At 70.8% G+C, this 24760-nt stretch carries 22 protein-coding genes; 7 read left to right on the top strand and 15 right to left on the bottom strand.

Annotated elements, in window-relative coordinates; genetic code table 11:
• Window positions 1–307: 307 nt before the first annotated feature.
• From ACGFR7_RS05825 to ACGFR7_RS05810, 4 genes are all read left to right on the top strand, one after another.
• Window positions 308–607 carry a hypothetical protein gene (locus ACGFR7_RS05825; protein ID WP_393313476.1) on the top strand — a complete coding sequence of 100 codons (300 nt, stop codon included), beginning with the start codon at window positions 308–310 and terminating at the stop codon, window positions 605–607.
• Between the two features lie 106 nt (window positions 608–713).
• Window positions 714–1541, top strand: coding sequence for a hypothetical protein (locus ACGFR7_RS05820; protein ID WP_393313473.1), 828 nt, complete (start codon window positions 714–716; stop codon window positions 1539–1541).
• A 35-nt stretch (window positions 1542–1576) separates the two neighbouring features.
• Window positions 1577–3544 (top strand): fumarate reductase/succinate dehydrogenase flavoprotein subunit, encoded by a 1968-nt coding sequence (locus tag ACGFR7_RS05815; RefSeq protein WP_393313471.1) that lies wholly within the window; start codon window positions 1577–1579, stop codon window positions 3542–3544.
• Entirely contained in the window at window positions 3541–4341 is an 801-nt protein-coding gene (locus tag ACGFR7_RS05810; RefSeq protein ID WP_393313468.1) for a succinate dehydrogenase/fumarate reductase iron-sulfur subunit, read from the top strand. Before ACGFR7_RS05815 ends, ACGFR7_RS05810 begins: the two co-directional genes overlap by 4 nt.
• A 166-nt stretch (window positions 4342–4507) precedes the next feature.
• On the opposite strand, the gene ACGFR7_RS05805 is transcribed toward ACGFR7_RS05810, so the two are convergent.
• The 6 genes from ACGFR7_RS05805 to ACGFR7_RS05780 form a co-directional block, all read right to left on the bottom strand.
• Entirely contained in the window at window positions 4508–7177 is a 2670-nt protein-coding gene (locus ACGFR7_RS05805) for a SpoIIE family protein phosphatase (protein WP_393314209.1), read from the bottom strand.
• A 170-nt stretch (window positions 7178–7347) separates the two neighbouring features.
• Window positions 7348–7809: an ATP-binding protein gene (locus ACGFR7_RS05800; protein WP_392373978.1), complete on the bottom strand. Its 462-nt coding sequence runs from the start codon at window positions 7807–7809 to the stop codon at window positions 7348–7350.
• 393 nt (window positions 7810–8202) lie between these two features.
• Window positions 8203–8625 (bottom strand): (deoxy)nucleoside triphosphate pyrophosphohydrolase, encoded by a 423-nt coding sequence (locus ACGFR7_RS05795; protein WP_311624234.1) that lies wholly within the window; start codon window positions 8623–8625, stop codon window positions 8203–8205.
• A 51-nt stretch (window positions 8626–8676) separates the two neighbouring features.
• A complete protein-coding gene (locus ACGFR7_RS05790; protein ID WP_350253627.1) occupies window positions 8677–8856 on the bottom strand; it encodes an SPOR domain-containing protein in 180 nt (59 codons plus the stop codon).
• Window positions 8857–9106: 250 nt separating this feature from the next.
• A complete protein-coding gene (locus tag ACGFR7_RS05785; RefSeq protein ID WP_393313463.1) occupies window positions 9107–10861 on the bottom strand; it encodes an APC family permease in 1755 nt (584 codons plus the stop codon).
• Window positions 10862–11261: 400 nt separating this feature from the next.
• The gene (locus ACGFR7_RS05780; RefSeq protein ID WP_328384806.1) at window positions 11262–12014 is read right to left on the bottom strand and encodes a GntR family transcriptional regulator; all 753 of its coding nucleotides are present in this window, start codon (window positions 12012–12014) and stop codon (window positions 11262–11264) included.
• Between the two features lie 357 nt (window positions 12015–12371).
• Here ACGFR7_RS05780 and ACGFR7_RS05775 point away from each other — a divergent pair, with 357 nt between their 5' ends.
• Window positions 12372–13121 (top strand): PIG-L deacetylase family protein, encoded by a 750-nt coding sequence (locus tag ACGFR7_RS05775; protein ID WP_393313460.1) that lies wholly within the window; start codon window positions 12372–12374, stop codon window positions 13119–13121.
• Between the two features lie 102 nt (window positions 13122–13223).
• Here the strand turns inward: ACGFR7_RS05775 and ACGFR7_RS05770 are convergent, their stop codons facing one another.
• Complete coding sequence (locus tag ACGFR7_RS05770; RefSeq protein WP_393313457.1) at window positions 13224–14291, bottom strand: class I SAM-dependent methyltransferase; 1068 nt, start codon at window positions 14289–14291, stop codon at window positions 13224–13226.
• A gap of 325 nt (window positions 14292–14616) precedes the next feature.
• Here ACGFR7_RS05770 and ACGFR7_RS05765 point away from each other — a divergent pair, with 325 nt between their 5' ends.
• Window positions 14617–15351: a carbonic anhydrase gene (locus tag ACGFR7_RS05765; RefSeq protein WP_393313454.1), complete on the top strand. Its 735-nt coding sequence runs from the start codon at window positions 14617–14619 to the stop codon at window positions 15349–15351.
• Window positions 15352–15463: 112 nt separating this feature from the next.
• Here the strand turns inward: ACGFR7_RS05765 and ACGFR7_RS05760 are convergent, their stop codons facing one another.
• Window positions 15464–16075 (bottom strand): helix-turn-helix domain-containing protein, encoded by a 612-nt coding sequence (locus ACGFR7_RS05760; protein WP_393313451.1) that lies wholly within the window; start codon window positions 16073–16075, stop codon window positions 15464–15466.
• Window positions 16076–16093: 18 nt separating this feature from the next.
• Here ACGFR7_RS05760 and ACGFR7_RS05755 point away from each other — a divergent pair, with 18 nt between their 5' ends.
• Window positions 16094–17332: an MFS transporter gene (locus tag ACGFR7_RS05755; protein WP_393313448.1), complete on the top strand. Its 1239-nt coding sequence runs from the start codon at window positions 16094–16096 to the stop codon at window positions 17330–17332.
• On the opposite strand, the gene ACGFR7_RS05750 is transcribed toward ACGFR7_RS05755, so the two are convergent.
• From ACGFR7_RS05750 to ACGFR7_RS05720, 7 genes are all read right to left on the bottom strand, one after another.
• Window positions 17309–18226 (bottom strand): LuxR C-terminal-related transcriptional regulator, encoded by a 918-nt coding sequence (locus ACGFR7_RS05750; RefSeq protein WP_393313445.1) that lies wholly within the window; start codon window positions 18224–18226, stop codon window positions 17309–17311. The two genes, ACGFR7_RS05755 and ACGFR7_RS05750, sit on opposite strands and share 24 nt — an antisense overlap.
• Before the next feature lie 199 nt (window positions 18227–18425).
• A complete protein-coding gene (locus ACGFR7_RS05745) occupies window positions 18426–19769 on the bottom strand; it encodes an MHS family MFS transporter (protein ID WP_393313442.1) in 1344 nt (447 codons plus the stop codon).
• Window positions 19766–20545, bottom strand: coding sequence for a thioesterase II family protein (locus tag ACGFR7_RS05740; protein ID WP_393313439.1), 780 nt, complete (start codon window positions 20543–20545; stop codon window positions 19766–19768). Before ACGFR7_RS05740 ends, ACGFR7_RS05745 begins: the two co-directional genes overlap by 4 nt.
• Window positions 20542–21303 (bottom strand): thioesterase II family protein, encoded by a 762-nt coding sequence (locus ACGFR7_RS05735; RefSeq protein WP_393313436.1) that lies wholly within the window; start codon window positions 21301–21303, stop codon window positions 20542–20544. The genes ACGFR7_RS05740 and ACGFR7_RS05735 overlap by 4 nt, the downstream gene beginning before the upstream one ends.
• A complete protein-coding gene (locus tag ACGFR7_RS05730; RefSeq protein WP_393313433.1) occupies window positions 21300–22199 on the bottom strand; it encodes an alpha/beta hydrolase in 900 nt (299 codons plus the stop codon). Before ACGFR7_RS05730 ends, ACGFR7_RS05735 begins: the two co-directional genes overlap by 4 nt.
• Before the next feature lie 11 nt (window positions 22200–22210).
• Window positions 22211–22762, bottom strand: a complete 552-nt coding sequence (pat, locus tag ACGFR7_RS05725) for a phosphinothricin N-acetyltransferase (protein WP_393313430.1) — start codon at window positions 22760–22762, stop codon at window positions 22211–22213.
• A gap of 82 nt (window positions 22763–22844) precedes the next feature.
• Window positions 22845–24749 (bottom strand): AMP-binding protein, encoded by a 1905-nt coding sequence (locus tag ACGFR7_RS05720; RefSeq protein WP_393313427.1) that lies wholly within the window; start codon window positions 24747–24749, stop codon window positions 22845–22847.
• Window positions 24750–24760 lie beyond the last annotated feature (11 nt).

Genomic DNA, 24760 nt, shown 5'->3' with positions numbered 1-24760 from the left:
GCCCCCCTACTGAAAGCGAGCGCGCGCGCCGTGTCCGCCCGACACGTCGGCCGGGGCCCCAAGCCCACCCGCCCGGCCCAACACCGGGCCCCTCAGCGGCCGGAATCGGCGCACCCGGGAGCCCGGAACACCCCCGCGTACCGGCGGTTGTCGTATCCACGTTCGACCTACGCCGAGGCGCATGGTTGCCGGAACGCACCGGTTCGAGTCGTAATCACGCTCGCCCCCTTCCCAACGCCTACTGTGACGCGCGACACTCTCGGGCGCATGAGATCGCCCACCACACCTTCAAAAGTGAGGGCACGCTATGTCCCTTCAGGACGAATTGACGGCGGTTGAACGCAACCTGGACGGTCTGGCCCGTTCGGTGGGGCGGCTGGAGGCGCAGCTCGACGCCTGTCTGGACATCCGCCGGCTCCGCAGCGACACGGACCACCTGCGCGAAAGCCTGACCTTGCTCAAGCAGAGCGTGGCGGCCGGCCCGCCCCGCCGTCCGAGCGCCGTCGTCGAGGAGATGGTGACGATCCCCGACGCCCCGTACAACTCCGCGTTGTGGACCGATGCCGAGGACGAGGGGCTCGGCTCCCGGAACGGCCACGCGCCCTGACGACGTAGCACGAGTCCCGCTCACCGCCCCTCATCCCGTCCCGCCCCGCCCCGGCGGTGCCTTCGCCGCCCCCGCCCCGACGGAGCACCCTTCACGGAGACCGACGTTGGCCACTGGCACCGAACCCTCCCCACCAGCGCCCGCGAACGGTGTGCACACCGCCTCGCGCGCCGCCATCCCCGCCCGTCATCTGCGCACCGACCGCTGGTGGCTGGCGCCGGCCGGCACCGCCGCCGGACTGTTCGCGTTCATCGTCTACTCGACCTGGCGGGCGTTCGCGAACGCCGACTACTACCACGCGCCCTATGTCTCGCCGTTCTACTCGCCCTGCCTGGCGGAGAACTGCGCCACCATGCGCGGCGGCCCCAACTGGGAGCTCTTCGGCAGCTGGTGGGGCCTGTCCCCCGCGCTGCTGATCCTGATCTTCCCGCTGGGCTTCCGGCTGACCTGCTACTACTACCGCAAGGCCTACTACCGCGGCTTCTGGGCCTCGCCGCCGGCCTGCGCGGTCGCCGAGCCGCACAAGAAGTACACCGGTGAGACCCGCTTCCCGCTGATCCTGCAGAACATCCACCGCTACTTCTTCTACTTCGCGGTGCTGGTCGCGGGCGTGCTGACCTACGACACGGCGCTCACCTTCCGCGACGAGAACTACGCCTGGGGCCACATGGGCCTGGGCACCCTGGTCTTCCTCGCCAACATCGTGCTGATCTGGGCGTACACCCTCTCCTGTCACTCCTGCCGGCACATCATCGGCGGCCGGCTGCGGCACTTCTCCAAGCACCCGGTGCGCTACCGGCTGTGGGGCTGGGTCGGCAAGCTCAACGAGCGGCACATGCTGCTCGCGTGGTCCTCCCTGATCAGCGTGGCCGTCGCCGACTTCTATGTCTTCCTGCTGGCCAGCGGGGCCATCACGGACCCGCGTTTCTTCTAGACGACAGCATCTCCTAAGGAAAGGTGTGCCCTCTGATGGCGCATGTGGACCGGCAGGCATGGGACGTGGTCGTGGTGGGCGCCGGCGGCGCCGGGCTGCGTGCCGCCATCGAGGCCCGCGAGGCCGGCATGCGGACGGCCGTGATCTGCAAGTCCCTGTTCGGCAAGGCGCATACGGTGATGGCCGAGGGCGGCATCGCCGCCAGCATGGGCAATGCCAACGAGCACGACAACTGGCAGGTCCACTTCCGCGACACCATGCGCGGCGGGAAGTTCCTCAACCAGTGGCGGATGGCCGAGCTGCACGCGCGTGAGGCCCCGGACCGGGTGTGGGAGCTGGAGACCTGGGGCGCGCTCTTCGACCGCACCGCGGACGGCCGGATCTCCCAGCGCAACTTCGGCGGCCACGAGTACCCGCGCCTCGCGCACGTCGGCGACCGTACGGGCCTGGAGCTGATCCGCACCCTCCAGCAGAAGATCGTTTCGCTGCAGCAGGAGGACGAGAAGGAGTTCGGCGCGTACGACGCCCGGCTGAAGGTCTTCCAGGAGTGCACGGTCACCCGGGTGCTCACGGAGTCGTTCAGCGGCTCCGCCGCGGGGTCCGGCAAGGTCTCCGGCGCCTTCTGCTACGAGCGGGAGTCCGGCCGCTTCTTCGTGCTGGAGGCCCCGGCGGTGGTGCTGGCCACCGGCGGGATCGGCAAGTCCTTCAAGGTGACCTCGAACTCCTGGGAGTACACCGGCGACGGGCACGCGCTGGCGCTGCTGGCCGGGGCGCCGCTGATCAACATGGAGTTCGTGCAGTTCCACCCCACCGGCATGGTCTGGCCGCCGTCGGTCAAGGGCATCCTCGTGACCGAGTCGGTCCGCGGGGACGGCGGGGTGCTGCGCAACAGCGAGGGCAAGCGCTTCATGTTCGACTACATCCCGGACGTCTTCAAGGACAAGTACGCCCAGACCGAGGAGGAGGGCGACCGCTGGTACGAGGATCCGGACCACAACCGCCGCCCGCCCGAACTGCTGCCCCGCGACGAGGTCGCCCGCGCCATCAACTCCGAGGTCAAGGCGGGCCGCGGCTCCCCGCACGGCGGCGTCTATCTGGATGTCTCCACCCGGATGCCGGCCGAGGTGATCAAACGCCGGCTGCCGTCGATGCACCACCAGTTCAAGGAGCTGGCGGACGTGGACATCACCGCCGAGCCGATGGAGGTCGGCCCGACCTGCCACTACGTGATGGGCGGGGTGGACGTGGACCCGGACACCGCGGCGGCGACCGGCGTACCGGGCCTGTTCGCGGCCGGTGAGGTGGCCGGCGGGATGCACGGCTCCAACAGGCTCGGCGGCAACTCGCTGTCCGACCTGCTGGTCTTCGGCCGGCGGGCCGGGCTGCACGCGGCCGAGTACGCCCGGTCGCTGGCCGAACGCCCGGCCGTCGACCCGCTGCAGATCGACGCGGCGGAGGCGGAGGCGCTGCGCCCCTTCAGCGCCGAGCTCGTCGAGACGGACGCCGGCCGCGAACCCGGCCCGGCGGAAAATCCGTACACCTTGCACCAAGAGCTCCAGCAGTCGATGAACGACCTGGTCGGCATCATCCGCAAGGAAGGCGAGATGTTCGAGGCCCTGAAACGGCTGGCCGATCTGCGGGTGCGGGCCCGGCGGGCCGGCGTCGAGGGGCACCGGCAGTACAACCCCGGCTGGCATCTGTCCCTCGATCTGCGGAACATGCTGCTGGTCAGCGAGTGCGTGGCGCGGGCGGCGCTGGAACGCGAGGAGAGCCGTGGCGGGCACACCCGCGACGACCATCCGGCGATGGACCGCACCTGGCGCAACATCAACCTGGTCTGTGAACTCGCCGACCCGCAGGGCGACGCGCGGGCCGCCGAGGCGGCGCTGGGCCAGATCCGCCTCTCCCGCCGCGAGACCCCGCCGATCCGCCGCGACCTGCTGGAACTGTTCGAGAAGGACGAGCTGGCGAAGTATCTGACCGACGAGGAGCTGAGCCGGTGAGCGTGTCGCAGGAAGAGCAGCAGCAGTCCGGCGTCTACCAGGCGCACTTCCGGGTGTGGCGGGGCGACACGGACTCCGGTGACCTGGAGGACTTCAAGGTCGAGGTGCACGACGGCGAGGTGGTGCTGGACATCGTCCACCGCCTGCAGGCGACCCAGGCACCCGATCTCGCCGTGCGCTGGAACTGCAAGGCCGGCAAGTGCGGTTCGTGCAGCGCGGAGATCAACGGGCGGCCGCGGCTGCTGTGCATGACCCGGATGTCGGTCTTCGACCGTACGGAGACCATCACCATCACGCCCCTGCGGGCCTTCCCGGTCATCCGCGATCTGGTCACCGATGTGTCCTTCAACTACACCAAGGCCCGCGAGATCCCGGCGTTCGTACCGCCCCCGGAGCTGGGCCCCGGTGAGTACCGGATGCAGCAGGAGGACGTGGGCCGGTCGCAGGAGTTCCGGAAGTGCATCGAGTGCTTCCTGTGCCAGGACACCTGCCATGTCGTCCGGGACCACGAGGAGAACAAGGAGGCCTTCGCGGGTCCGCGCTTCCTGATGCGGATCGCCGAGCTCGACATGCACCCGCTGGACGCGGCCACGGAGGCCGGTCTCGACCGCAAGCGCACCGCGCAGGACGAGCACGGGCTGGGCTACTGCAACATCACCAAGTGCTGCACCGAGGTCTGCCCCGAACACATCAAGATCACCGACAATGCGTTGATCCCGCTGAAGGAGCGCGCCGCGGACCGCAAGTACGACCCGCTGGTGTGGCTCGGGAACAAGATCCGGCGTCGTGGCGAATGACCGGAGGGGCGGGGCGGGGCCCGGGGTCCACGCCCCGGGCCCTCCCGCGTCCTTGGCTCCTCAGTTCCTCAGGTCAGGTCCTCGGTTCCCCAGTTCCCCAGGTCCTCAGTTCCCCAGGTCAGGTCCTCGGTTCCCCAGTTCCCCAGGTCCTCAGTTCCCCAGGCCCTCAGAACAGACTCAGCAGCGCCTCGGCCGGGTCCACCGCCGCCGACTCCCCGTCCGGCAGCGCGAGCTCGAACCACACGGTCTTGCCGCGCGGGGTACGGCGGCTGCCCCAGCCCTGGCTCAGCAGGCCGACCAGCTGCAGTCCGCGGCCGCCCTCGTCGGTGTCCCGGGCCCGGCGGCGGCGCGGCTGGGCGAGATCGGCGTCCCAGACCTCGCAGACCAGGGTGCGGTCCAGCAGCAGCCGGAGCCGGATCTCGCCGTGGCCGTGCCGTAGCGCATTGGTCACCAGCTCGCTGACCAGCAGCTCCGTGGTGTCGACCAGCTCCTGCAGACCCCAGTCCGTCAGCTGGTCACGGGCGAGTTCACGGGCGCGGGCCACCGAACGGGCCTCCGGCGCCAGGCTCCAGTCGCCCACCGCGTCCTTGGGCAGCCCGTACACCCGCGCCATCAGCAGTGCGATGTCGTCCTCGCCGTGCGAGGTGTCCATGGCGCTCAGGACCTGGTCGCAGGCGTCCTCCAGCGGACGGTCGGCGTGCGAGAGGGCCGTGCGGAACGCCTGCAGCCCCTCCTCCAGCGGATGGTGGCGGGACTCCACCAGACCGTCGGTGTAGAGCGCCAGCAGCGCCCCGTCGGGCAGCTCGACCTCGATCTCCTCGAACGGTTCGCCGCCCACTCCCAGCGGCATCCCCGGCGGCACGTCGAGCAGCAGGGCGTCCTCGCCGTCCTCGACCACCGCCGGCGGCAGATGCCCGGCGTTGGCGAACGTGGCGCGCCGGGTGACCGGGTCGTAGACGGCGTAGACGCAGGTGGCGAGGTAGACCTCGGAGAGATCGGCGGTACCGGCGGAGCGCCGCTGCTCCCCCGTGCCCTCGCCGGACCCGGACCGGCTGCGGGCGGAGCGTGCGGTCGACGACCTGCCGTCGCCGTCGCCGCCGAGCCCGCGGGCGATCTCGTCGAGCGCCGACAGCACCTCGGCGGGCTCCAGGTCCAGCAGCGCCAAGGTCCGTACGGCGGTGCGCAGTTCCCCCATCGCCACGGCTGCGCGCAGCCCGCGTCCCATGACATCACCGACGACCAGCGCCGTGCGGTGGCCCGGGAGCTCGATGACATCGAACCAGTCGCCGCCGACCTCGGTGGCGGTGGTGCCGGGCAGATAGCGGCAGGCGATGTCCAGACCGGCGGCCTCGGGGTCGCCGGGCGGCAGCAGGCTGCGCTGCAATATCAGGGCGCGCTCGTGCTCCCGGCGGTAGAGGCGGGCGTTGTCGATACAGACCGCGGCGCGCGCGGCCAGCTCGACGGCGAGCGCGGTGTCGCGCTCCCCGAAGGGCTCGCTGCCCTTCGTGCGGGAGAACTGCACCAGTCCGACGACGGTGTCCCTCGCGACCATCGGGACGGCGAGGGTGGAGTGCACCACCGCGCCCAGCTCCGGCCCGTCGTCACTCTCCCGGCCCGGGATGATCTGTGCGTGGGCGGTCCGCAGCGCGCCCGCGCAGGGGGAGTTGAAGGGGTAGCGGTGGACGGCGCCGACCGCGACCGGGCCCGGTGCGTCGCCGGGCACACCGGGGGCGGTGGCGAGCGGGGCGTCCGACACGGCGCTGGCGAAGGCGACCCGGCGCAGCTCCGCGCTGCCGTCGGTCATGCCGGGCGGGGCCTCGTCGCCCGCCAGCAGGCCCTGGTAGAGGTCCACCGAGGCCAGATCGCAGAACTGCGGTACGGCGACGTCCAGGAGGGTGCGGGCGGTGGTCTCCAGATCGAGGGAGTTGCCTATCCGGGCGCCGGCTTCGTTGAGCAGGGCGAGGTTGCGGCGGGCGTTGGCGGCCTCGCGCTCGGCCCGCCGACGGCCCGTCACATCGGCGGCCAGCGCCGCGACGCCGATCGGGCGGCCGCTGGCGCCGTGCAGCCGGTAGAGCGACACCGACCAGCGGCGGCGGTCCTCCTCGCCGGGCGCCATCCCGACCAGCTGCATCTCGGTGACCGGCTCGCCGGTGTCCAGGACGCGGCGCAGCGCGACGGTCATCCGCTCGGCCTCGGAGCGCGGCAGGAAGTCGTGCGGACCGCAGCCGCGGTACTTGCTCGCCGGACCGCCGAAGACCGTGGCGAAACGTTCGTTGACCCGCAGCAGCCGCAGGTCCGTGCCGAACAGGGTGAAACCCATGGGAGATTGACCGAAAACGGCCTGCGAAGCGGCGAGGTCGGTCTCGATGCCGCGCAGCGCGCGGACATCGACGACGAGGCAGACCGCGGCCCGCTCACCGTTCTCGTCGCGCGAGGGCATCACATAGATCTCGGCGAGCCCGTCGGCGTCCGCGCCCTCTGCCCGGCGGTAGGGCACCAGGCCGGTCCACTCCCGGCCGTCGAGTATCTCGGACACCTTGCGGCGCCCGGTCGCCCGCAACTCGCGGGGGACGAAGGCCTCGACGGGGTCCTTGCCGAGCGCGTACCGCGCGGGTATGCCGAGCATGTGCTCCGCCCGCTCGCTCCACTGGTCGATCCGCCCGTCGGGACCGAGCGAGAAGGAGGCCACGCGAATGTAGTCATAGATCGATCCGGGCCGGCTGCTCTGCCACACGGGCGGGCCCGCCGGCTCGTGCGGGTGGCCACTTGGATCACCGGAGCCGTCCGCACCGCCCTGACCATCGGCCTGCGCGGGTTCTTCCCCGCCAGATGACATCTCGCTCACGAGCCCCGTCCCCTCCAGCTCATCGTGCCCGGACCGGACCCGCCTGAGTATCCAGTACCCCGGCTATCCGGAACACGGTCTTCACGATCACAGCACAGTCTCGATCGCAGCCCACCCACAGAATGTCGATGAATTGGCAACGATCAGGACCCACCTGTCTCCTAACCAGCCACCGACAGCTCGAACCACACTGTCTTGCCACTCTTTCCGCGACGGGTCCCCCAGCGCCGCGAACTGCATGCGACCAGCTGCAATCCACGGCCTCCCTCGTCGTCGGGAGCGGCGTCGCGCTCCTGCGGCGGGTCGGGCAGCGGATCGGAGACCTCGACGAGCAGCCCGTCGGTGTTGAGGAGCACCATACGGACTCCGATCGGCCCGCTGGCGTGACGCAGGGAGTTGGTGACGAGCTCGCTCACGAGTAGTACGGCCATGTCGGCGGCGCCGTTCAGCCCCCAGTCGTCCAGCACCTGCCGCACCGCCGTGCGGGCCGTGCGCACCGCCCCGGGGTCGGCCGGAAAGCTCCATTCGGCACTGGGTGCACCGGAGGCCCTGCCGCGCCTGCGGACGTGCCCGGAGTCCGGCTCCGGGACCCCTGCCGCTGCGCTGTCGCTCACGCCGATCACATCCCAGCCCGATGGCAATCCCCGTCGCCTTGCCTGCATCGAAGGGGTCAATCAGGACATACCCGCTATCTATCCCGCAGTACCGCCTGCAGCGGCGCACTGTGGCACAAATGAAACATATCGGCGTGCTGGGATGGGGCAGTGCAGAGGGGCGGGCAGCGCGGGCGGACGGGCAGTGCGGGCGGACCGGCAATGCAGGCGGGCGGGTGGCGCAGGCAGACGGGCGGGTGGCGCAGGCAGACGTGCGGACGGGCGGACCCAGGCGGGCGGACCAGCGCGCCGAGGGCGCCCGTACGGGCAGGGGTACGGCGGCGCGCGGTCGCCGGTTGACCGGCGACCGCACGCACGGGCCGCGTACGGGGCCCGCAGGGCGTGCACGCCGTGGGACGGCGACTACGGCCGTACGCCCGGCACCCCGGCCGTCCCCGCCAGCCGGCGCATCGCCTCGGCCACCGCGGGGCGGTCCTGGTCCAGCCAGTCGACCTGGGACTCCTCGCCGGGCAGCAGCCAGCGCAGCTCGTCGTGATCCTGCAGGGGCCGCGGCGCGCCTGACAGCAGCCGGGCCGTCCACACCTGCAGGACATAGCCGGGCCGCAGCACCCACTCCCCCGGAATCCGCTCCTGGGCCGCCGCCTCGACACCCAGCTCCTCGCGCAGCTCTCGCTCCAGCGCCTGCTCGGGTGTCTCGTCGTCCTCCACCTTGCCGCCGGGCAGCTCCCAGCGGCCGGCCAGGGCGGGCGGTGCACTGCGCCGTGCGGCCAGCAGCCGCCCGCGCTCGCACACCGCTCCGCCCACCACTACGCGCACGGTCGTCATGCGCGGCAGCCTACGTCCCCCGCCCTCGTCCCGCTTCCCGCTCGCCGCCTCTCAGGTCGTCGCCCGGTCGGCCTTCTCGACCACGTAAAGCTGCTGGTGGCCGCGCGGTCCGAGCCGGTCGGCCACCCGCTCCGCCTCCGCTCGGGTGGCATAGCGGCCCACGCGATAGCGGTTGCCGCCTTCGTCCTGGCGGATGACGAGCCAGGGGAGCACCGCTCCGCCCTCGGTCATTGCGCCCCTCCGTCCGCCGCGTAGCGCGCCGTCGCACGCCCCTGGTCTGCTGATGCCGAAATCGCAATCCGCATATGCCCGAGCCTACGCCCGACCTTTACTCACCGCATATGGATTTACACAAAGAGGTACCGAACCGGCCACCCGCAGGCCTCCGGGCGTACCGGAAGAGGCCTGCGAGTGGCCGGTGGTCCCGAGGAGTCCCGGGCGATGTGTACGAAGTGGTGCGGGGGCGGTTTGGGGTGCCCTCTCAGGCGCCGACGGGCGCCTTGGCCCCTTCGGCCGCGGCCTCGTCCTCGTCCGCCGCCTGGGCCGCGGCCTCAGCCGCGGCCTCGGCCTCGGCCTGGAGCAGCGTCGGGTTACGCCAGGAGCTGCGCACGCCCCAGTAGTAGAAGGCGAGACCGATCACGGCGACCAGGAGGATGTCCCAGCCCTCCGGCAGATAGCCCTTGCCGCCGAAGTCCTTGCCGCCCAGGTACGAGGCAGCGGCCATGACCAGCAGATACGCCACCATCCAGGCGCCGGCCTTGAGGTGCGGTCGCAGCTCGGCCCACGGCTTGCGGCCCTGGGTCAGCGGCTTGCCGATCTCGTACCAGGCCCAGACCGGCAGACCGACGGCCATGATCAGGATGACCTTGCCGGTCAGCGGCCAGCGGCCCCAGTACAGGACCAGCGAACCGAAGACCATCGCGATCGGCGCGATGACCGGCATCGCCCGCAGCTTGACCGGGCGCGCCAGGTCCGGCGACAGCCGGCGCAGCGACATCACGGCGACCGGCCCGGTGATGTACGAGATGACCGTGGCGACCGAAACGATCTCGGCGAGCGAGCCCCAGCCGCGGAAGACCGCGAGGAACAGGAAGGCGATCGCGAGGTTGAGCAGCAGCGCCGGACGCGGCACACCGGTCTTCTTGTCCACCTTGCCGAAGATGCCGGGCAGATGACCGTTCTCCTGCACACCGTGGATCATGCGCGAGGTGGTGGCCGCGTAGATCATGCCCGTGCCGGACGGCGAGACAAAGGCGTCCGCGTACAGCAGCAGCGCCAGCCAGTTCAGGCCCCAGGCCACCGCGAGGTCGGCGAGCGGCGAGTTGAAGCCGAGAGAGGCCCAGCCACCGCCGGCGGTCAGCTTGTCGCCGGGCACCGCCATCAGGAACGCGACCTGCAGTGCGACATAGATGACCAGCGCGATGACGATCGACCACACCACGGCCTTCGGCAGCGACTTGCCGGGGTTGCGGGCCTCACCGGCCATGTTCAGCGGGGACTGGAAGCCGTTGTAGGCCCAGACTATGCCGGACACGGCGACGGCGGTGAAGACCGAGCTCCAGCCGTTGGGCGTGAAGCCACCGTGGTGGGTGATGTTGCCGGTGTCGAAGTGCGCCGCCATCAGCGCGCTCGCGGTCAGCACCGGGACGACGACCTTGAAGACCGTGATCGCGGTGTTGGTCTTCGCGAACAGCGAGATCGCGAACCAGTTGAGGAAGAAGTAGAAGATCAGCAGGATGCTGGCGAGCCCGACGCCGGTGCCGGTCAGCTCCTTGCCGTCGTAGAGCGCATGCGCCCAGCCGAAGTCCCAGGAACTCATGTACTGGACGGAGGCGGTGGCCTCACCCGGGATGACCGAGACGATCGCGATCCAGTTCGCCCAGGCCGCGAGGTACCCGGCGAGCGAGCCGTGCGAGTACTGGCCGTAGCGGACCATGCCGCCGGCCTTCGGGAACATCGAGCCGAGCTCGGTGTAGGTGAGCGCGATCGTGAGGGCGACGAGCGCCCCGATGACCCAGGCGAGAATCGCGGCCGGGCCCGCAATGGCGGCGGCGCGTTCGGCTCCGAAGAGCCAGCCGGAGCCGATGATGGACCCGAGACCCGTGGCGGTCAGGGCGATGGTCCCGAGGGACCGACGGTAATTCGAGTGCGAGCCCTGCTCCGCGCTCGGGGTCTTCGTCGTGCTCACGTGCTTGGTCTCCTGGTCTTCCCCCGTGCCGTGCACAAACTTCGCCATCGTAAGAGCGAATCGGAGCGTCGGCTTCCCACAGCAGCCCGAAAAAGGCGTCGAGTTGAGGGTCTGTGACTTATCCAACACAGGGTTTCAGCCATATTTTGCGTACGAATAGCCACAAACCGGACGCCCAGCAGAGAACCGGGACCGAGATCAGGGCGTCTCGCGCACGCGCACAGGTGGGTTTGGGGCGTCTTGCGCATGCGTATGGGGACTCGGGAGGCGCCTCGCGCAGGTGCCGGCGCAGCGGGTTGGCGCAGGCACACACGCACTGGGATGCGGGAGCGGCGGCAGGGGCGACAGCGGGAGCCGGAGCGGTGCGGAAGCCGGAGCGGGAACCAGAGAGGAAGCCGGAGCGGGAACCGGAGAGGCCGCGGTCCGCGGCAGCAGCAGCGGTCCGCGGCTACTTCACCGGCAGGTGATACGTGACCCGGTACCGGTCCGCGAGGGTGACGACATCGGCCGTCTCGACCGGCCTGCCGCCCGCGAAGTACGTACGCGACACGACCAGCACGCCGTGGCCGGGAACCCCGCCCAGCGTCATGGCCTCCTCCGCCAGCGCGGGCCGCGCCCCGACCTCCTCGACGACGTTGTCCACCACCACATCGATGGCCGCCATCCGCTCGACCACCCCGCGCCCCGCCAGCGGCCCCTCCTCCGGCAGCATCACGGGCGTCCGCCCGGTCACCTCCAGGGGCTCCCAGGAGGTCGAGAGCATCGACGGCTCCCCCTCCGCCCGGAAGACATAGCGCGTCCGCATCACCTTGGCGTCCTGCGGGATGCGCAGCCGGGCGGCGATCGCCGCACCGGCCGGCTCCTGCTCGCTGTGGGACTCCCAGGTGCCCCGCACCCGCTCGTCCGTCTGCTCCTGCCGGAACGGCGTACAGCCGCCCGCCGAGTGGAAGCCGACGCGGGCGATACGGCGCGGGACGGGCTGTTCGCGTACGTAGGTGCCCGACCCCGAGCGGCCCTCGACCAGCCCCTCGGCCATCAGGACCTTGCGCGCCTCCAGGGCGACGGTGTCCGAGACGCCGTACTCCTCGCGGATGCGCGCCTGGGAGGGAAGGCGGGTGTGCGGCGGCAGCACCCCGTCGACGATCTTCTGGCGCAGGTCGCCGGCGACGCGGAGGTATGCGGGCTGCTCACCGAAAGGCACGTGCCCCTCCCAACAGCTTGACGGTGAGCAACAGCGTGGCAACCGCGCGTTGCCGATCGCAAGCTTGGGCCAGATATTCACCTGATGTGATGAAACCCAGCTCAGCCCGTGTAAACGACCGAGGCCGGGCACCGTGGGCTCTCGTACCCCCACCCCGCGCCACCCCACCCTTCCTTTCCACCCGGTGGCCGCCGCCCATGCGTGTCACGATCGAAAAGAAAGCACGGTCGGGCCGCAGGCGGCAGACAGCAGACACGGCAGACGGAGCAGACGCAGCAGACGGAGCGGACGGAAGAGGGCACAGCACCCGGCGACGGAACGCGGGACGCGGTATCAGGACGCGAAGAAAGGGACTCCATGCCCGCCGAAACCCAGCTCTCCCCCATGCCCAAGGACTGGCAGCGGGCGCTCGCCGTCGTCGCGCACCCCGACGACCTCGAATACGGCGCCGCGGCCGCCATCGCCGAATGGACCGCCGCCGGGCGCGAGGTCAGCTACCTCCTGGTCACCCGCGGCGAGGCCGGCATCGACGGACTCGCGCCCGGGGAGGCCGCCACGGTCCGCGAGACCGAGCAGCGGGCCGGCGCCGCACTGGTCGGCGTCCACACCGTCGAATTCCTCGACCACCACCACGACGGCATCATCGAGCCCGGCCGGGCGCTGCGCCGCGATCTGTCCGCGGCCATCCGGCGCCACCGCCCCGAGCTGCTGCTCACCCTCAACCACCACGACACCTGGGGCGGCGGCCACTGGAACAGTCCGGACCACCGGGTCGTCGGCCGCGCCGTCCTCGACGCCGCGGGCGACGCCGGCAACCGCTGGATCTTCCCCGAACTCGCCGGCGCGAAGGGACTGGCGCCCTGGAACGGCGTCCGCTGGGTGGCCGTGGCGGGCTCTTCGCACCCCACGCACGCCGCGGAGGTGGGCCCCGGCATCGACCGCGCGGTCGACTCGCTGGCGGCACACGGCGCGTACATCAAGGGCCTGCGTGGCGCCGGACAGGATCCGCACGCGTACGCCCGCACCTTCATCGAGCAGATGCTGCGCACCGGCGGCGAACGCTACCGGGGCCGCCCCGCCACGCTCTTCCAGCTCTTCCCCCGCTGACCGCCCGCCGAGCGCCCGCCAAGGGCACCCCCGGCACCTGGCGCCCCCGGCCACCCCGGGATACCCCTGACACCCCGGGCAGCTACTCGCCCCTTCCGCTTGTCACCCCTTCCGCGCCACGTAGTAGATGTTCAGGATGTCGCCCGGCACCTCCCGGGTCCCGACCTCGCCGAACCCCGCCTCCGCCAGCATCCGCAGCGCGGCCTGCCGCCCCCAGACCGTGCCCAGCCCCGCGCCGCCCTCCGCGAGGGAGACGGTCATGCAGTAGAAGACCGACAGGGCGTAGAGGGTGGGCCCCAGTGGATGGCCGACGTTCTCCGACAGCTCACTGGAGGCCGCGATGTCGCCCATCAGGAAGATCCCGTCGTCCCGCAGGCCGTTCGCGACGGCGGCCAGTGTGCGGGCGGGACGCGCCAGGTCATGGATCACGTCGAAGGCCGTGATCAGGTCGTAGGAGCCGGTGAGTTCGGCCGTATCGGCCACCTCGAAGCGGGCGTTGCCCAGCTCCCACCGTGCGGCCTCCGCCCGTGCCGTGGCGATGCCCGCGGCGGAGATGTCCATCCCCACGAACCGGCTTGCGGGGAAGGCGCGCGCCAGCAGATTGACGGCGTGCCCCTGCCCGGTGCCGATGTCCAAGACGTCGATCCCGGAGCGAAGTTGGTCCGTGAGCCCCGGCACCAGCGGCACGATCGTGTCGGTCAGCGCGGCGTCGTACACCCGCGCCGTCTCCTCGGCCTGCACGTCCTGGAAGTGCGGATACGAGGAGTACGGCACCCCGCCACCGGCCCGGAACGCCGCAAGGACCTCGTCCTCCACGTCACCCATCATCGCCAAGTACTGCATGAAGGCGGCCATGTTGTCCGGCCCCGCGGCCCGGGACAGCACGGCGGCGTGCTCGGGCGGCAGCCGGTAGCACCCGTCCTCGGGCGCGTACTCGACCACGCCCCCGACAGTCATCCCGCCCAGCCACTCCCGCACATAGCGCTCGTCCAGCCCGGCCGCCTCGGCGATCTGCGCACTGGTCGCCGGCGGCAGACCGGACATCACGTCGAACAGGCCCGCACGGTGGCCGAGGCTGCAAAGGTGCCCCAGACACGAGTCGTTCAGCACCTGGATCATCCTGCCCGCGAACTCCTCCTGGCGCACCGCATCCAAGGTCCGCTCAGTCATCGCCGCCTCCTCCCGGCACCCGGAGTACGGTGCGAGGCCCCGCGCGGGCGGAACGGCGCGACGCGGGCGCACCGTGCCACCATCGGCCACACCGCCCCACTTCTCCACTTTGCGATCCATTTACCCCCTTTTCGATGCTACGCGGAGGCCGGGAAGCCCACACGGCGCCAGGACATCGAGCCACCATCCCGGCCCCTTCCTGTGGGCCGTCGGTGGCAAAGTGGCCCGCGCCCGCTTGCGCCTGCCGTCGGGCGCCGCCCTCGTGCTGGACGATCGCCCCTGGTCAACACGTACGGACGCGTCTGAGGACTGAGGGGAACGACCCATGGGCGGAGTGGGACAACCGGATCGCAGAGCACTGCTCGCCGGCGGAGTCGCGGCCGCGACCGTCGCGCTGGCGGGGTGCGCCACGACCAGCGCCGCTCCCTTGGCGGCCGGCGCTCCGTCGCCGGCACGGCCGGCCACGCCCGAAGCGGCATTCCAAAGACTGCTGGACGGCAATGAGCGCTGGGTGAGCGGAGACCTTCAGCATCCCGACCGCGACCCGAACCGGCGCCAGTTCGTGGCCGAGAAGCAGAAGCCGTTCGGCTCCGTCCTCTCGTGCATCGACTCCCGGGTCCCGCCCGAGCTCCTCTTCGACACCGGCCTGGGCGACCTCTACGTGATGCGCACCGGCGGGGAGGCCGTCGACCCGGTCGTCACCGGCTCCGTGGAGTACGGTCCCCTCACGAGCGACACCCCCCTCATCGTGGTCCTCGGACACCAGCGCTGCGGCGCCGTCGAGGCGTCCTACAAGTCCTTCCGCGACGGCAAGCCCCTGCCCGGCAACCTGCAGGCGATCGCCAGGGCCCTGCGGCCGGCGTACGAGCAGACGGTCCGCGAGGGCGGCGACGACCCCGTCGACACCATGGCCCGCGCCCAGGTCAAGCTGACCGCGGCCAGCCTGCGCTCCAACCAGGACCTGGCCCCGCTCGTGGCCAAGGGCAGCCTCGCCGTGGTGGGCGCCTACTACTCACTCGACAGCGGCAAGGTGGAAGTCCTGGCCGGGGCGCCGTCCTGACCGCGGCGCGGTCTTCCGGCTCCGGCACACCGCGCCGGTTTCCCGGTCACGGCGAAGAGCCCAAATCCACCCCACCGGTGCCGGCGAAGCCCCCAGCCGTTATCGGTGCGGTTCAGTCAAGCGCGGCGGGACTGTCGGGACTGCGGGGAGTGCGCGGAGCGGTGCCGCGAGAGCGCGGGCGCATAATCAGCGCCGCGACGTAATAGGTGCACGCCGTCCGGCCCGGGTTCGCGTACGCGTGCACCGCGTCCGCGGCGAAGTAGGCGGAGTCCCCCGCCTCCAGGTGGACGGTGGTCTCCCCGGCGGTCAGCCGCAGGGTGCCGGACTCCACGAAGACGTACTCATGGGACCCGGTGGCGTAGGCGGGGTACTCGCCGGCGTCGCAGTGCGGCGGAAGAACCGAGCGGATCCACTCGAAGTTCACGCCCGCCACGACCGGCGTCAGGATCGTCCGGCTCCAGCCCCCGGGTTCTTCGACGACTTCCTGATCAGCCGCGCGCCGCACGCTGAGGTGTTCGGGTTCCGCGAGGAGATGGGCCGCGGTGACGCCGAGCCCCTCCGCGATGCGTCCCACCACCGTGACCGTGGGCGCCTTCCGGCCGCGCTCCACGGAGGAGAGCATGCTCACGCTCACCCCCGCGCGGTCCGCGAGGTCCTGCAGGGTCAGGGACTGAGCCAGCCGGAGTTCCTGAATCCGGCTGCCCAGTGTTGCCAAGGCGATCATAGTAAGTACTATAGCGATGTGATTTTCTCTATAGAGAACAGGAGGGGGAAACTTCTCCGGGCCACACCGTCGGAGGAACCGGAGTTACGCCGAGTTCTGCTCGCACTGTCCGTCACGGAGATCGTCAGCTGGGGCACGCTCTACTACGCGTTCCCGGTGAGCTTGCCCAGCATCACCCGTGCCACGGGCTGGCCGGTGACCGCAACCATGTGCGCCTTCTCCCTCGGGCTGATCACCAGTGCGGTGGCCGGCATTCCGGTGGGCCGGCTACTGGACCGGTACGGCCCGCGCAGGGTGATGAGTGCGGGATCAGTTCTCGGCTGCGTAGCGCTGACAGCGGTGGCCACCGCCCCGGGGCTGGTGTGGTTCGCCGCGGCGTGGGCACTCGTCGGCGTCGCCCAGGCCGCGGCACTCTACCCGCCGGCCTTCGCGGCACTCACCCGGTGGTACGGCTCCCGTCGGTTGCGTCCCCTCACGCTCCTGTCCCTGGCAGGCGGTCTCGCCAGCGTTCTCTTCGCGCCGCTCACAGCGGCTCTCCTGGCCCACTTGGACTGGCGCACCACGTACCTCCTGCTCGCGGCGGTCCTGCTGGCGGCGAACACACCACTGCACCTGCTCTGTCTGCGCGTGCCATGGCCCGGAGCAGGAGCCACGCACCCCAGCTCGTCGTTCGCCGAGGTACGTCCGGTGGTGCTCAGCAGGGAGTTCGTCCTCCTGTCCACGACGCTGGCCCTCGCCGCCCTCGGTCTCTACGCCACCACCCTCAACCTCGTCCCGTTCCTGGTCGACAGAGGTCTCAGCACCGGCACCGCGGCCATCGCCCTCTCCCTCTGCGGGACGGGGCAGATCGTCGGACGGCTCGGCTATCCGACCCTGACCCGCCGCACCAGCATGCAGCGCCGGATGACCGTCCTGCTGACGGCCGGGGCCCTCGCCATAGCGCTCCTCGCGGCTCTCCCCGGGCCGACGCCGCTGCTCTGCGTGGCGGCCATGGCCGCCGGGGCAGTACGCGGCATGTACACCCTGCTGCAGGCCACGGCGGTCAGCGACATCTGGGGAGTGCAGCGGTACGCCACGCTCAACGCCTTCGCCACGGCTCCCGCCACGGCCGCCCTCGCGGTGGCACCCGCCCTGGGAGCGGTGCTCGCCGCCGAACTGAGCAGCTATCCCCTCGCGTTCTTCGGGCTGGCCGGGTGCGTTGCGGCCGGTGCCGTACTGACGTCCACCACGAACTCAGGAAAGGACCGACCACAGTAGCCTGCATTCGGTAGCGCGCGCTCCCAGTTGAAACCTGCTACTGACCCCGAGCTTGCCCATGAGATCCGTTATCACCCGCCGGAGGGTCCGCGTGGAAATCCCGAGAGAACGCGCCATGGCCACATCCTTCATGCCATTGGCCAACAAGCGCAGAATGATGACCTCGCGGTCGGACACATCAATAGCATCGACCGTCTCGCACGCTTTCGACGACGTTCTCGTCACCCAGCAGTAGTCGAATACCCGGTGCACGAACTGGCAGGTTTCCGGACTCTTGATCTCCAGTGTCGAATTCTCGCCGTGACGGTCGACGACACTGATATAGGCGAACATCCGGTCCACGAGCATGAGCCGGAACGGCAACAGGGGGGCCACCCGGATCTCCGCCCCCGCCGCCTGGAGCTCCTGGATGTACGACCGGCCACCCGGCAGGTTGACCATCGACTCCGCGCAGATGCACCGTACGGCCACCCCCCGGAGGAAGGCTCCATGAACGCATTCGAGCAGATAGGAGAATCGCTCCTGCTCAAGATCGGCCGGATCCAGACAGAGCAGCACCTCGCCTTTGGCGGCCACCAGGGGATCCATCGCGAAACAGCCCGCCGCGCATTGTTCCGCTTCGAGCGACGAGCAGTCGGTGCGCGTCAGGGAGCTGCGCACCAGCTCGCCGAGCGCGGACTCCAGGGCTTCCAGCAGCCGGCTTTGATCCGCCACCACTTTGCGGTGGGCACTCAGCAGCCGCGTCACGGCGCCCTCGGCGTCCCCTGCCTGCGGGTCTTCGGCATCGGGGGCCGGTGGGGCCGGGACCGTCAGCGAGCCTTTCCCCCCATCCGGTCCATCGGATTCCCATACCGCGTACGGGATCTCACGCGCCGCCATCTGATGAAAAGTCAATGCCGCCTCCCCGTAAACTCCACGTGCGGCACCCTTGACGCACAAACTCAGATGTAAATCTTCAGTGTAGAGAGTCAGCCCGTCGAGGCAAGATCATCCGACCCGTGAACAGGGTATGTCTTGAAATTGCCCTGGAGGAATCCAGACCCCTCCGGCGAACCTCAGACGCAATGCCACTTTCACCTACACAGGCGGAAAATCAGGCATGCCGCTCGAAGTCCGGAGACAAAGACTGCGCCGGCGATGCCGGTCCGTCACGCGTATCGGGCACGGACCGCGGCAGTCCGATCGCCGTCAGGGCCGTCACCAGGCACAGCACCGCCACGTACCAGGGGAAGAAGTCATTGAGCCCCATGGATGTGAGCCATGTGCCCACGTAGGGCGCGGTGCCGCCGAACAACGCCACCGACGCCGCGTACGGAAGTCCAATGCCGCGCCCCCTCAGCTCCTGCGGAAACAGTTCGGCGTTGATCGCGCCGGAGACCGACGTGTACGCGGTGAGGACGAGCATCCCGGCACATTGCACGGCCAGCACCGACCAGAACCATCCGGACATCGCCGTCAGGAGGGGCACCGTCAGCACGGCGGCGGCGACGCCGAAGCCGATCATCATGACCCGCCCGCCGATCCGTTCGCAGAGCAGACCGCCGAGTGGCTGGATCAAGCCGAAGAAAATGAGCGAGACGGTGCCCGCCAGTACGGCGCCGTCCTTGTCCGCGCCCGTGCTCACCGTGGCGTAGGTGGGCAAGTAGGTGGTCCACGTGTAAAAGGCGACATTGCCGCCGATGGTGAGGCCAACAACCAGCAGCGTCTGTCTCGGGTGGGAGCGCAGCGCCGCGAACGCGCCCGTGCGGGTCTTCTTTCGGCCACCTTCCGTCCCGGTGGGCAAGGTCTCCTCTGCCGTGCTCCGGATGACGAGCCCGGCCAGGCAGATCACCGCCCCCCAGACGAACGGCAGCCGCCATCCCCAACGGTCCATACCGTCCCCGGAAATCTGGGAGGCGGCCAGCGTGGACAGTCCCGCCAAGATGTGGCCGACCGACGACGCCACGTACTGGAAACTGCTGAACAGCGCCCGGCGACCGGGAGCCGCGGACTCGACGAGGAAGGTGGTCGCGGCGCCGTATTCGCCGCCGAGCGAGAAGCCCTGGACCAGGCGGGCCGCTATCAGCATCACCGGGGCGAGGGGCCCCGCCGTCGCGTAACTCGGGGTGAGCCCGATCATCAGGCTGCCGAGGCCCATGAGCAGGATGGTCACGATCAGGGCGCTGCGGCGGCCGAAGCGGTCGGCGTACCAGCCCATCACCGTGGCGCCGACCGGGCGGGCGGCGAAGGCCAGCGCGAAGACGGCGAAGGTGTTGAGCAGCGGCACCAAGGGGTCACCGGACGACTTGGGGAAGATGTCGTCCGAGAAGTAGACGGCGAGGAAGGTATAGACGTACCAGTCATGCGACTCGACGGTGTGGCCTATGCCGCCGCACACCAGCTGGCGAAGGGACCGGGACCGCGGAACGGTCGTCCGGCCGCTCTCCCTCACAGTCATGTACAGGCCTCCCGGGACAGAGCGGGTATCAGCTCGGACAGCAGGTCCTTGGTGTGCGAGAACGGGTAGAAGTGATCCCCCGGCATCTCCAGCAGGCGGAATTCGCCACTGGTGGCCTCGGCCCAGGAACTCATCAGGGCCGCCGGGCTCGCCGGATCCGACCGCCCGGCGAAGGCGAGCACGGGTGCCCGCACCTGTGTGACGGGGGAAGCCGGGTGGGTCTCCAGCAGACGGCAGTCGTCGCGGAGCACGGGCAGCAAAAGCTCTCGCAGCTCCGGGTCGGCGTAGGCGTCGGCGTTCGGCTGGATGCCCATGCCCCGGGTACGGGCGATCAGGGCGTCGTCGTCGAGCAGGTGCAGTCCGGCGTGCTCGACCTGGAGCGGGCCCTCCCGGGCGGAGACGGCCAGCAGAGCCGGCCGGAAATCGTGGCTGTTCTCCAGCCGTACGGCGACCTCGTGCGCGATGACCGCGCCCATGCTGTGGCCGAAGAGCGCCAGGGGGACGTCCCGGCTGAGACCTGCGGCGACCGCCGCCGCGAGGTCGTCGGCCAGTTCGCCCAGGCTGGCGGCGAAGGGATGCGCCAGCCGGTCTTCGCGTCCGGGGTAGCGGGCAGCCCACAGTTCGGCGTACGACGGCATGTCCTCGGCCCACGGCCGGTAGACGCCGGGCCCGGCACCAGCGTGCGGAAAGCACAGCAGCCGGACCCGAGGACCGGGGACACTGCGATGGGCCCGCAGCCACTGGGCCGGGTCAGCCGGCCGCTGCTCTCCCGTCACTCGGGCCTCCCCGGGTGTGCCGCCCTCGCGCCGGCCAGCGCCAGGGAGCGGACGCGGGAGACCGCGTCATCGCTCTCGTGCAGGAAGAAGTGCCCGCCGGGCAGCGCCCGCGCGCTGAACTCCCCGGTCGTATGGCGCCGCCAGCCGTGCAGGTCCGTGACCGTCACATAAGGGTCGTCGGCGCCGACCAGCGCATGGATGTCCACGGAGAGGGGTTCGGTCAGCCGGTGGCGGTAGCCCTCGAACGCGGCGAAGTCCGCGCGCAGCATGGGCAGCATGAGCTCGAACAACTCGTCCTCGTCGAGCACGGCGGGCGGGACGCCACCGACCTCGCGCAACCGCTGCCGCAGGTCATCGGCGCTGCCGTCGCCGTAGGGGCGCTCGGTGCGCAGCCGGTCGGGTGCCGGGTAGGAGGCGACGACCAGGCAGTCGGGCGGGGCGGCGCCCCGGCGGCGCAGGGCGCAGGCTGTCTCGAACGCGAGCAGCGCGCCCATGCAGTCACCGAAGAGCACGTACGGGCGGGCAGGCAGGGTGGTGAGGGCGGTGGCCACCTCTTCGGCGATCTCGTGCAGATCGCTCAGCGGTGGCTCGTGGAAGCGGTCGAGCCGTCCCGGCAGTTGGACCGCAGCCAACTCCACGTCATCACCGATGGGTTCGCGCCACCGGTCGAAGTCGCGTGCACTGCCGCCCGCCCGGGACAGGCACACCACCCGGGCCACGGCGCCGGGCGCGGAGACGCTCTGGATCCAGTCGGTCACTTCAGGACCTCCCCCGTGGCCGTGCGCAGAAAGGCCCCGGCCGCCTCGATGGCCCGGCGCCCCTCGGGCAGCACCGGGTGGTACCAGTGCCAGACGTGGAACATCTCCGGCCACTCCTCGAAGGTGACGGGTACGCCGGCCTTCAGCGCCGCCCGCTCCAGCGCCCGCGCGTCGTCATGGAGGACCTCCTCGGAACCGACCTGGATGAGGAGGGGCGGCAGACCGGTCAGGTCGCCGTGGGCGGGTGAGGCGAGCGGGTGCCGGGGGTCGGTGCCGGCCAGATAGCGCTCCGCCATGCGACGCAGGTCCTCGGTATCCAGCAGGATCTCCCGCGCCTTGCGGGTGGTGTGCGACGCCCCCTCGCAGGCCAGGTCGGCCCAGGGTGAGATGCACACCGCGGCGGCCGGCAGTGGGGTCCCGGCGTCCCGCAGGGCCTGCAGGGCCGCGACGGCGAGCCCGGCGCCGGCCGAGTCGCCGGCAAGCGTGATCCGGCCCGGCGGGCAGCCCTGTTCCAGCAGCATGCGGTAGGCGGCCACGGCGTCCTCGAGCGCTGCCGGGAAGGGTGACTCGGGCGGTCTGCGGTAGTGCAGGGCGAGCACCGCGGCTCCTGCGGCTTCGCCGAGGGCACTGGAGAGATGCCGGTGCGACTGCGGTGAGCCCAGCGCGTACGACCCGCCGTGCAGGTACAGCAGGGTCCTGCCGTCCCGCCGTGCGGGCCGTACCCACTCCGCGGTGCAATGGCCCACGGTGACGACTTCGCCCGGGGGGACGCCGAGGTCGCCGAAGGCCTCCTGGGCACGGTCGTACGCGATCCGCCGCGGTTCCACCTCACCATTGCGGGTATGCCAGTTGAGTTCGATGAGTTCCCGTACCAGCTCCAACTCGGGCGATGCCACGCGCACTCCGTTCAGATCTCGGTGACGGGCAGGACCGGGCGGGGCGGCACCGGCAGCGTGAAGTCCAGCTGCCAAAAACCCACGTCATGCCAGTTCCCGTGTTTGAAGCCGGCTGCCCGCAGCATGCCGCGGGGGGCATATCCGAGCGCCTCGTGCATGCGCACGCTCGGGTCGTTGGGCAGCCCGATGACAGCGACCACGCTCTTGAAGCCCTGCGCCTCCAGCGACTTCAGCAGGTGGGTGTAGAGCGTGGAGCCCAGTCCCGTCCGCTGGTGGCGGGGGGAGACGTACACGGTCGACTCGGCCGTCCAGTCGTAGGCGCTGCGTGCCTTCCAGGGGCCCGCGTAGGCGATGCCGGTGACCTCGCCGTCCACCTCGGCGACGAGCCATGGGTAGCGCTCCCGGAGACGGACGAGGTCGTCCGTCCACTCCTGCGGAGCCTGCGGCTCGGTACGGAAATTGACCGTGCTTGTCTCGATGTAGTGGTTGACGATGGTGCAGACCGCCGGCATGTCCGCCTCGGTGGCGAGGCGGATGTCGGCCGGGCGTCGTTCTGGGCTCACGTGTGGTCTTCCTTCGGTCTTCCTCGGCGCCGGAACCGGGCCCCTCGCCCCGTGTCCGGACTCGTGTACGTCGTCGATCGTTTTACGCGTCGTCGAGTCCGCGCAGTACGGATTCGGCCACCGCTTCCACAGAGGGCGTCTCGAAAATGACAGCGAGCTTGAGCGGGACGCCGAACTCCTTACGGATGCGGGAGACGACCCGCAGTGCCGAGATCGACGTGCCGCCGAGGGAGAAGAAGTCGTCTCCCGGCATCACGGGCCCGGCCCCGAGGACGTCGCTCCAGATACCGGCCACCTGGGCGAGTACCTGCGCCCGGCGGTCGTCGGAGCCCTCGCCGGCACCGGCGGCCGGTGGGGCGAAAACCGCTGAAGCGGCGGTCGCCGGGGCGGCAGGCGGCCGGGCGGCAGGCGTCTGTGCGGCGGTCGTGCCGGAGGAGGACGCGGTCGCCGGGTCGGGTAGCGCCTTGCGGTCGATCTTGCCGTTGCGGGTTCGTGGCATCCGGGGCACCACCAGGACGGCGGCAGGCACCAGATGGGCCGGCAGGGTCGCGGCCAGGGCGCGCCGGAGACCTGCCTCGGTGAGGTCAGGGTCCTTCGCGACCACATACGCGGCGAGTTCGGTCTCCGCGTCGGCCGCCTGGTAGGGGACGACCGCCACCTCGGCCACGCCGGTCACCGCAGAGACGGCGGACTCGACCTCGATGATCTCGATTCGGTAGCCACGCACCTTGACCATGCCGTCGGCGCGGCCGAGGTGGACCAACAGGCCGGCTTCGTCCAGCCGGCCGCGGTCGCCGGTGCGGAACTCCTGGCGGGCCGGTCCACCACCCGGGCCGGCCCCCGGCACGGGCTCGGCAAGGGGCCGGGGGCCCTCGGCCGTCCACTCGGCTCCGTGCAGGTACGGACTGCACACGACGATCCCCCCGGCCTCGCCCCTGCCCGCCGGCCGGCCCGACGCGGTCTCCACGCGGACCTCGACGCCGGGCACCGGCCCGCCGACGGGCACGGGGTCGGGCACGGCGGCGTCCGGGGGAATCAGGTGGAGCCGGGTGAGGCCGGTCTCCGTGGAGTTCAGCCCGACCGCGATGGTGGCGGCCGGGAACAGCCGCCGGGCGGCAAGGACGTCGCTGTGGTGCACGCTCTCCCCGCCGAGGTAGGCCAGGCGGACGCTGCTCGCCGTGCGTCCCTCGGCCACCGTTGCCGCCTGCCTGAGGAAGGAGGGGAAGGAGTAATAGACGGTGACCCCCGCCTCGTCCAGGCGCTCGACCAGATCGTGCACGCCGTCGCCCTGGAAGGAGTACGGCACCAGGGCCGCGCCGTTGAGGAGCGCCATATACGGGTTGGACACCGCGGCGACGAAGCCGTCGGCATTGATCAGGGTGACCCGGTCGTGCGGTCCGATGCCGAGCGCCGCGTGCCGCTCGACGTTCTGTCGCATGTCGGCCCGTTGCTGCAGGATGCCCTTGGGCAAGCCGGTCGAGCCCGAGGTGTACAGCGCGTACGCCCACTCGTCCGGGCCGGTGGCGGCATGCGGCGGACCGGGCGTGCCGGGCCGCACGTCGAGGTCGGCGATGCGGAGCACGGTGGCGTCGGTAAGCGGCTCCGGGACGCCGGGGGCGTCGGTGACGACCAGGGCGGCGCCCAGCCGGTTCAACAGCTCGCGGTTGCGGGCCGCCGGGTGGTGCGGATTGAGCGGAACGTAGAACTTGCCCGCCTTGAGCACGCCCAGGCAGGCGGCGAGCATCCAGGCCGGGTCCAGCACCATCAGGGGGACCGGCTCGGCCCCCTCGCCCCGGCGGTCGATGAGTGCGCGGCCGACGGCGTCGGCGCGCGCGCCCAGCTCCCGGTAGTCGACCGTCTCGCCGGGCAGGACGACGGCGGGCCGCTCCGGGCCGGTCCGCACCTGGTGCTCGAACTCCGCGACGACGGGGCAGGACGGCGGGCCGCCGGTGCTGCCCGACGCCTTACCTGATGTGGCGACGGTCATGAGGGGTTGCC

The organism is Streptomyces sp. NPDC048516 (genome assembly GCF_043199875.1).
In the GTDB taxonomy this organism is placed as follows: domain Bacteria; phylum Actinomycetota; class Actinomycetes; order Streptomycetales; family Streptomycetaceae; genus Streptomyces.
Note: the sequence above shows the minus strand (reverse complement) of the source record. Positions and strands in the feature narration are given on the sequence as shown.

Excerpts from the sequence above, each read along its gene's own strand:
- ACGFR7_RS05825 (WP_393313476.1), top strand. The coding sequence starts at position 308 with ATGTCCCTTCAGGACGAATTGACGGCGGTTGAACGCAACCTGGACGGT.
- ACGFR7_RS05815 (WP_393313471.1), top strand. The coding sequence starts at position 1,577 with ATGGCGCATGTGGACCGGCAGGCATGGGACGTGGTCGTGGTGGGCGCC.
- ACGFR7_RS05805 (WP_393314209.1), bottom strand. The coding sequence starts at position 7,177 with ATGTCATCTGGCGGGGAAGAACCCGCGCAGGCCGATGGTCAGGGCGGT.
- ACGFR7_RS05795 (WP_311624234.1), bottom strand. The coding sequence starts at position 8,625 with ATGACGACCGTGCGCGTAGTGGTGGGCGGAGCGGTGTGCGAGCGCGGG.
- ACGFR7_RS05790 (WP_350253627.1), bottom strand. The coding sequence starts at position 8,856 with ATGACCGAGGGCGGAGCGGTGCTCCCCTGGCTCGTCATCCGCCAGGAC.
- ACGFR7_RS05785 (WP_393313463.1), bottom strand. The coding sequence starts at position 10,861 with ATGGCGAAGTTTGTGCACGGCACGGGGGAAGACCAGGAGACCAAGCAC.
- ACGFR7_RS05775 (WP_393313460.1), top strand. The coding sequence starts at position 12,372 with ATGCCCGCCGAAACCCAGCTCTCCCCCATGCCCAAGGACTGGCAGCGG.
- ACGFR7_RS05770 (WP_393313457.1), bottom strand. The coding sequence starts at position 14,291 with ATGACTGAGCGGACCTTGGATGCGGTGCGCCAGGAGGAGTTCGCGGGC.
- ACGFR7_RS05765 (WP_393313454.1), top strand. The coding sequence starts at position 14,617 with ATGGGCGGAGTGGGACAACCGGATCGCAGAGCACTGCTCGCCGGCGGA.
- ACGFR7_RS05760 (WP_393313451.1), bottom strand. The coding sequence starts at position 16,075 with ATGATCGCCTTGGCAACACTGGGCAGCCGGATTCAGGAACTCCGGCTG.
- ACGFR7_RS05745 (WP_393313442.1), bottom strand. The coding sequence starts at position 19,769 with ATGACTGTGAGGGAGAGCGGCCGGACGACCGTTCCGCGGTCCCGGTCC.
- ACGFR7_RS05720 (WP_393313427.1), bottom strand. The coding sequence starts at position 24,749 with ATGACCGTCGCCACATCAGGTAAGGCGTCGGGCAGCACCGGCGGCCCG.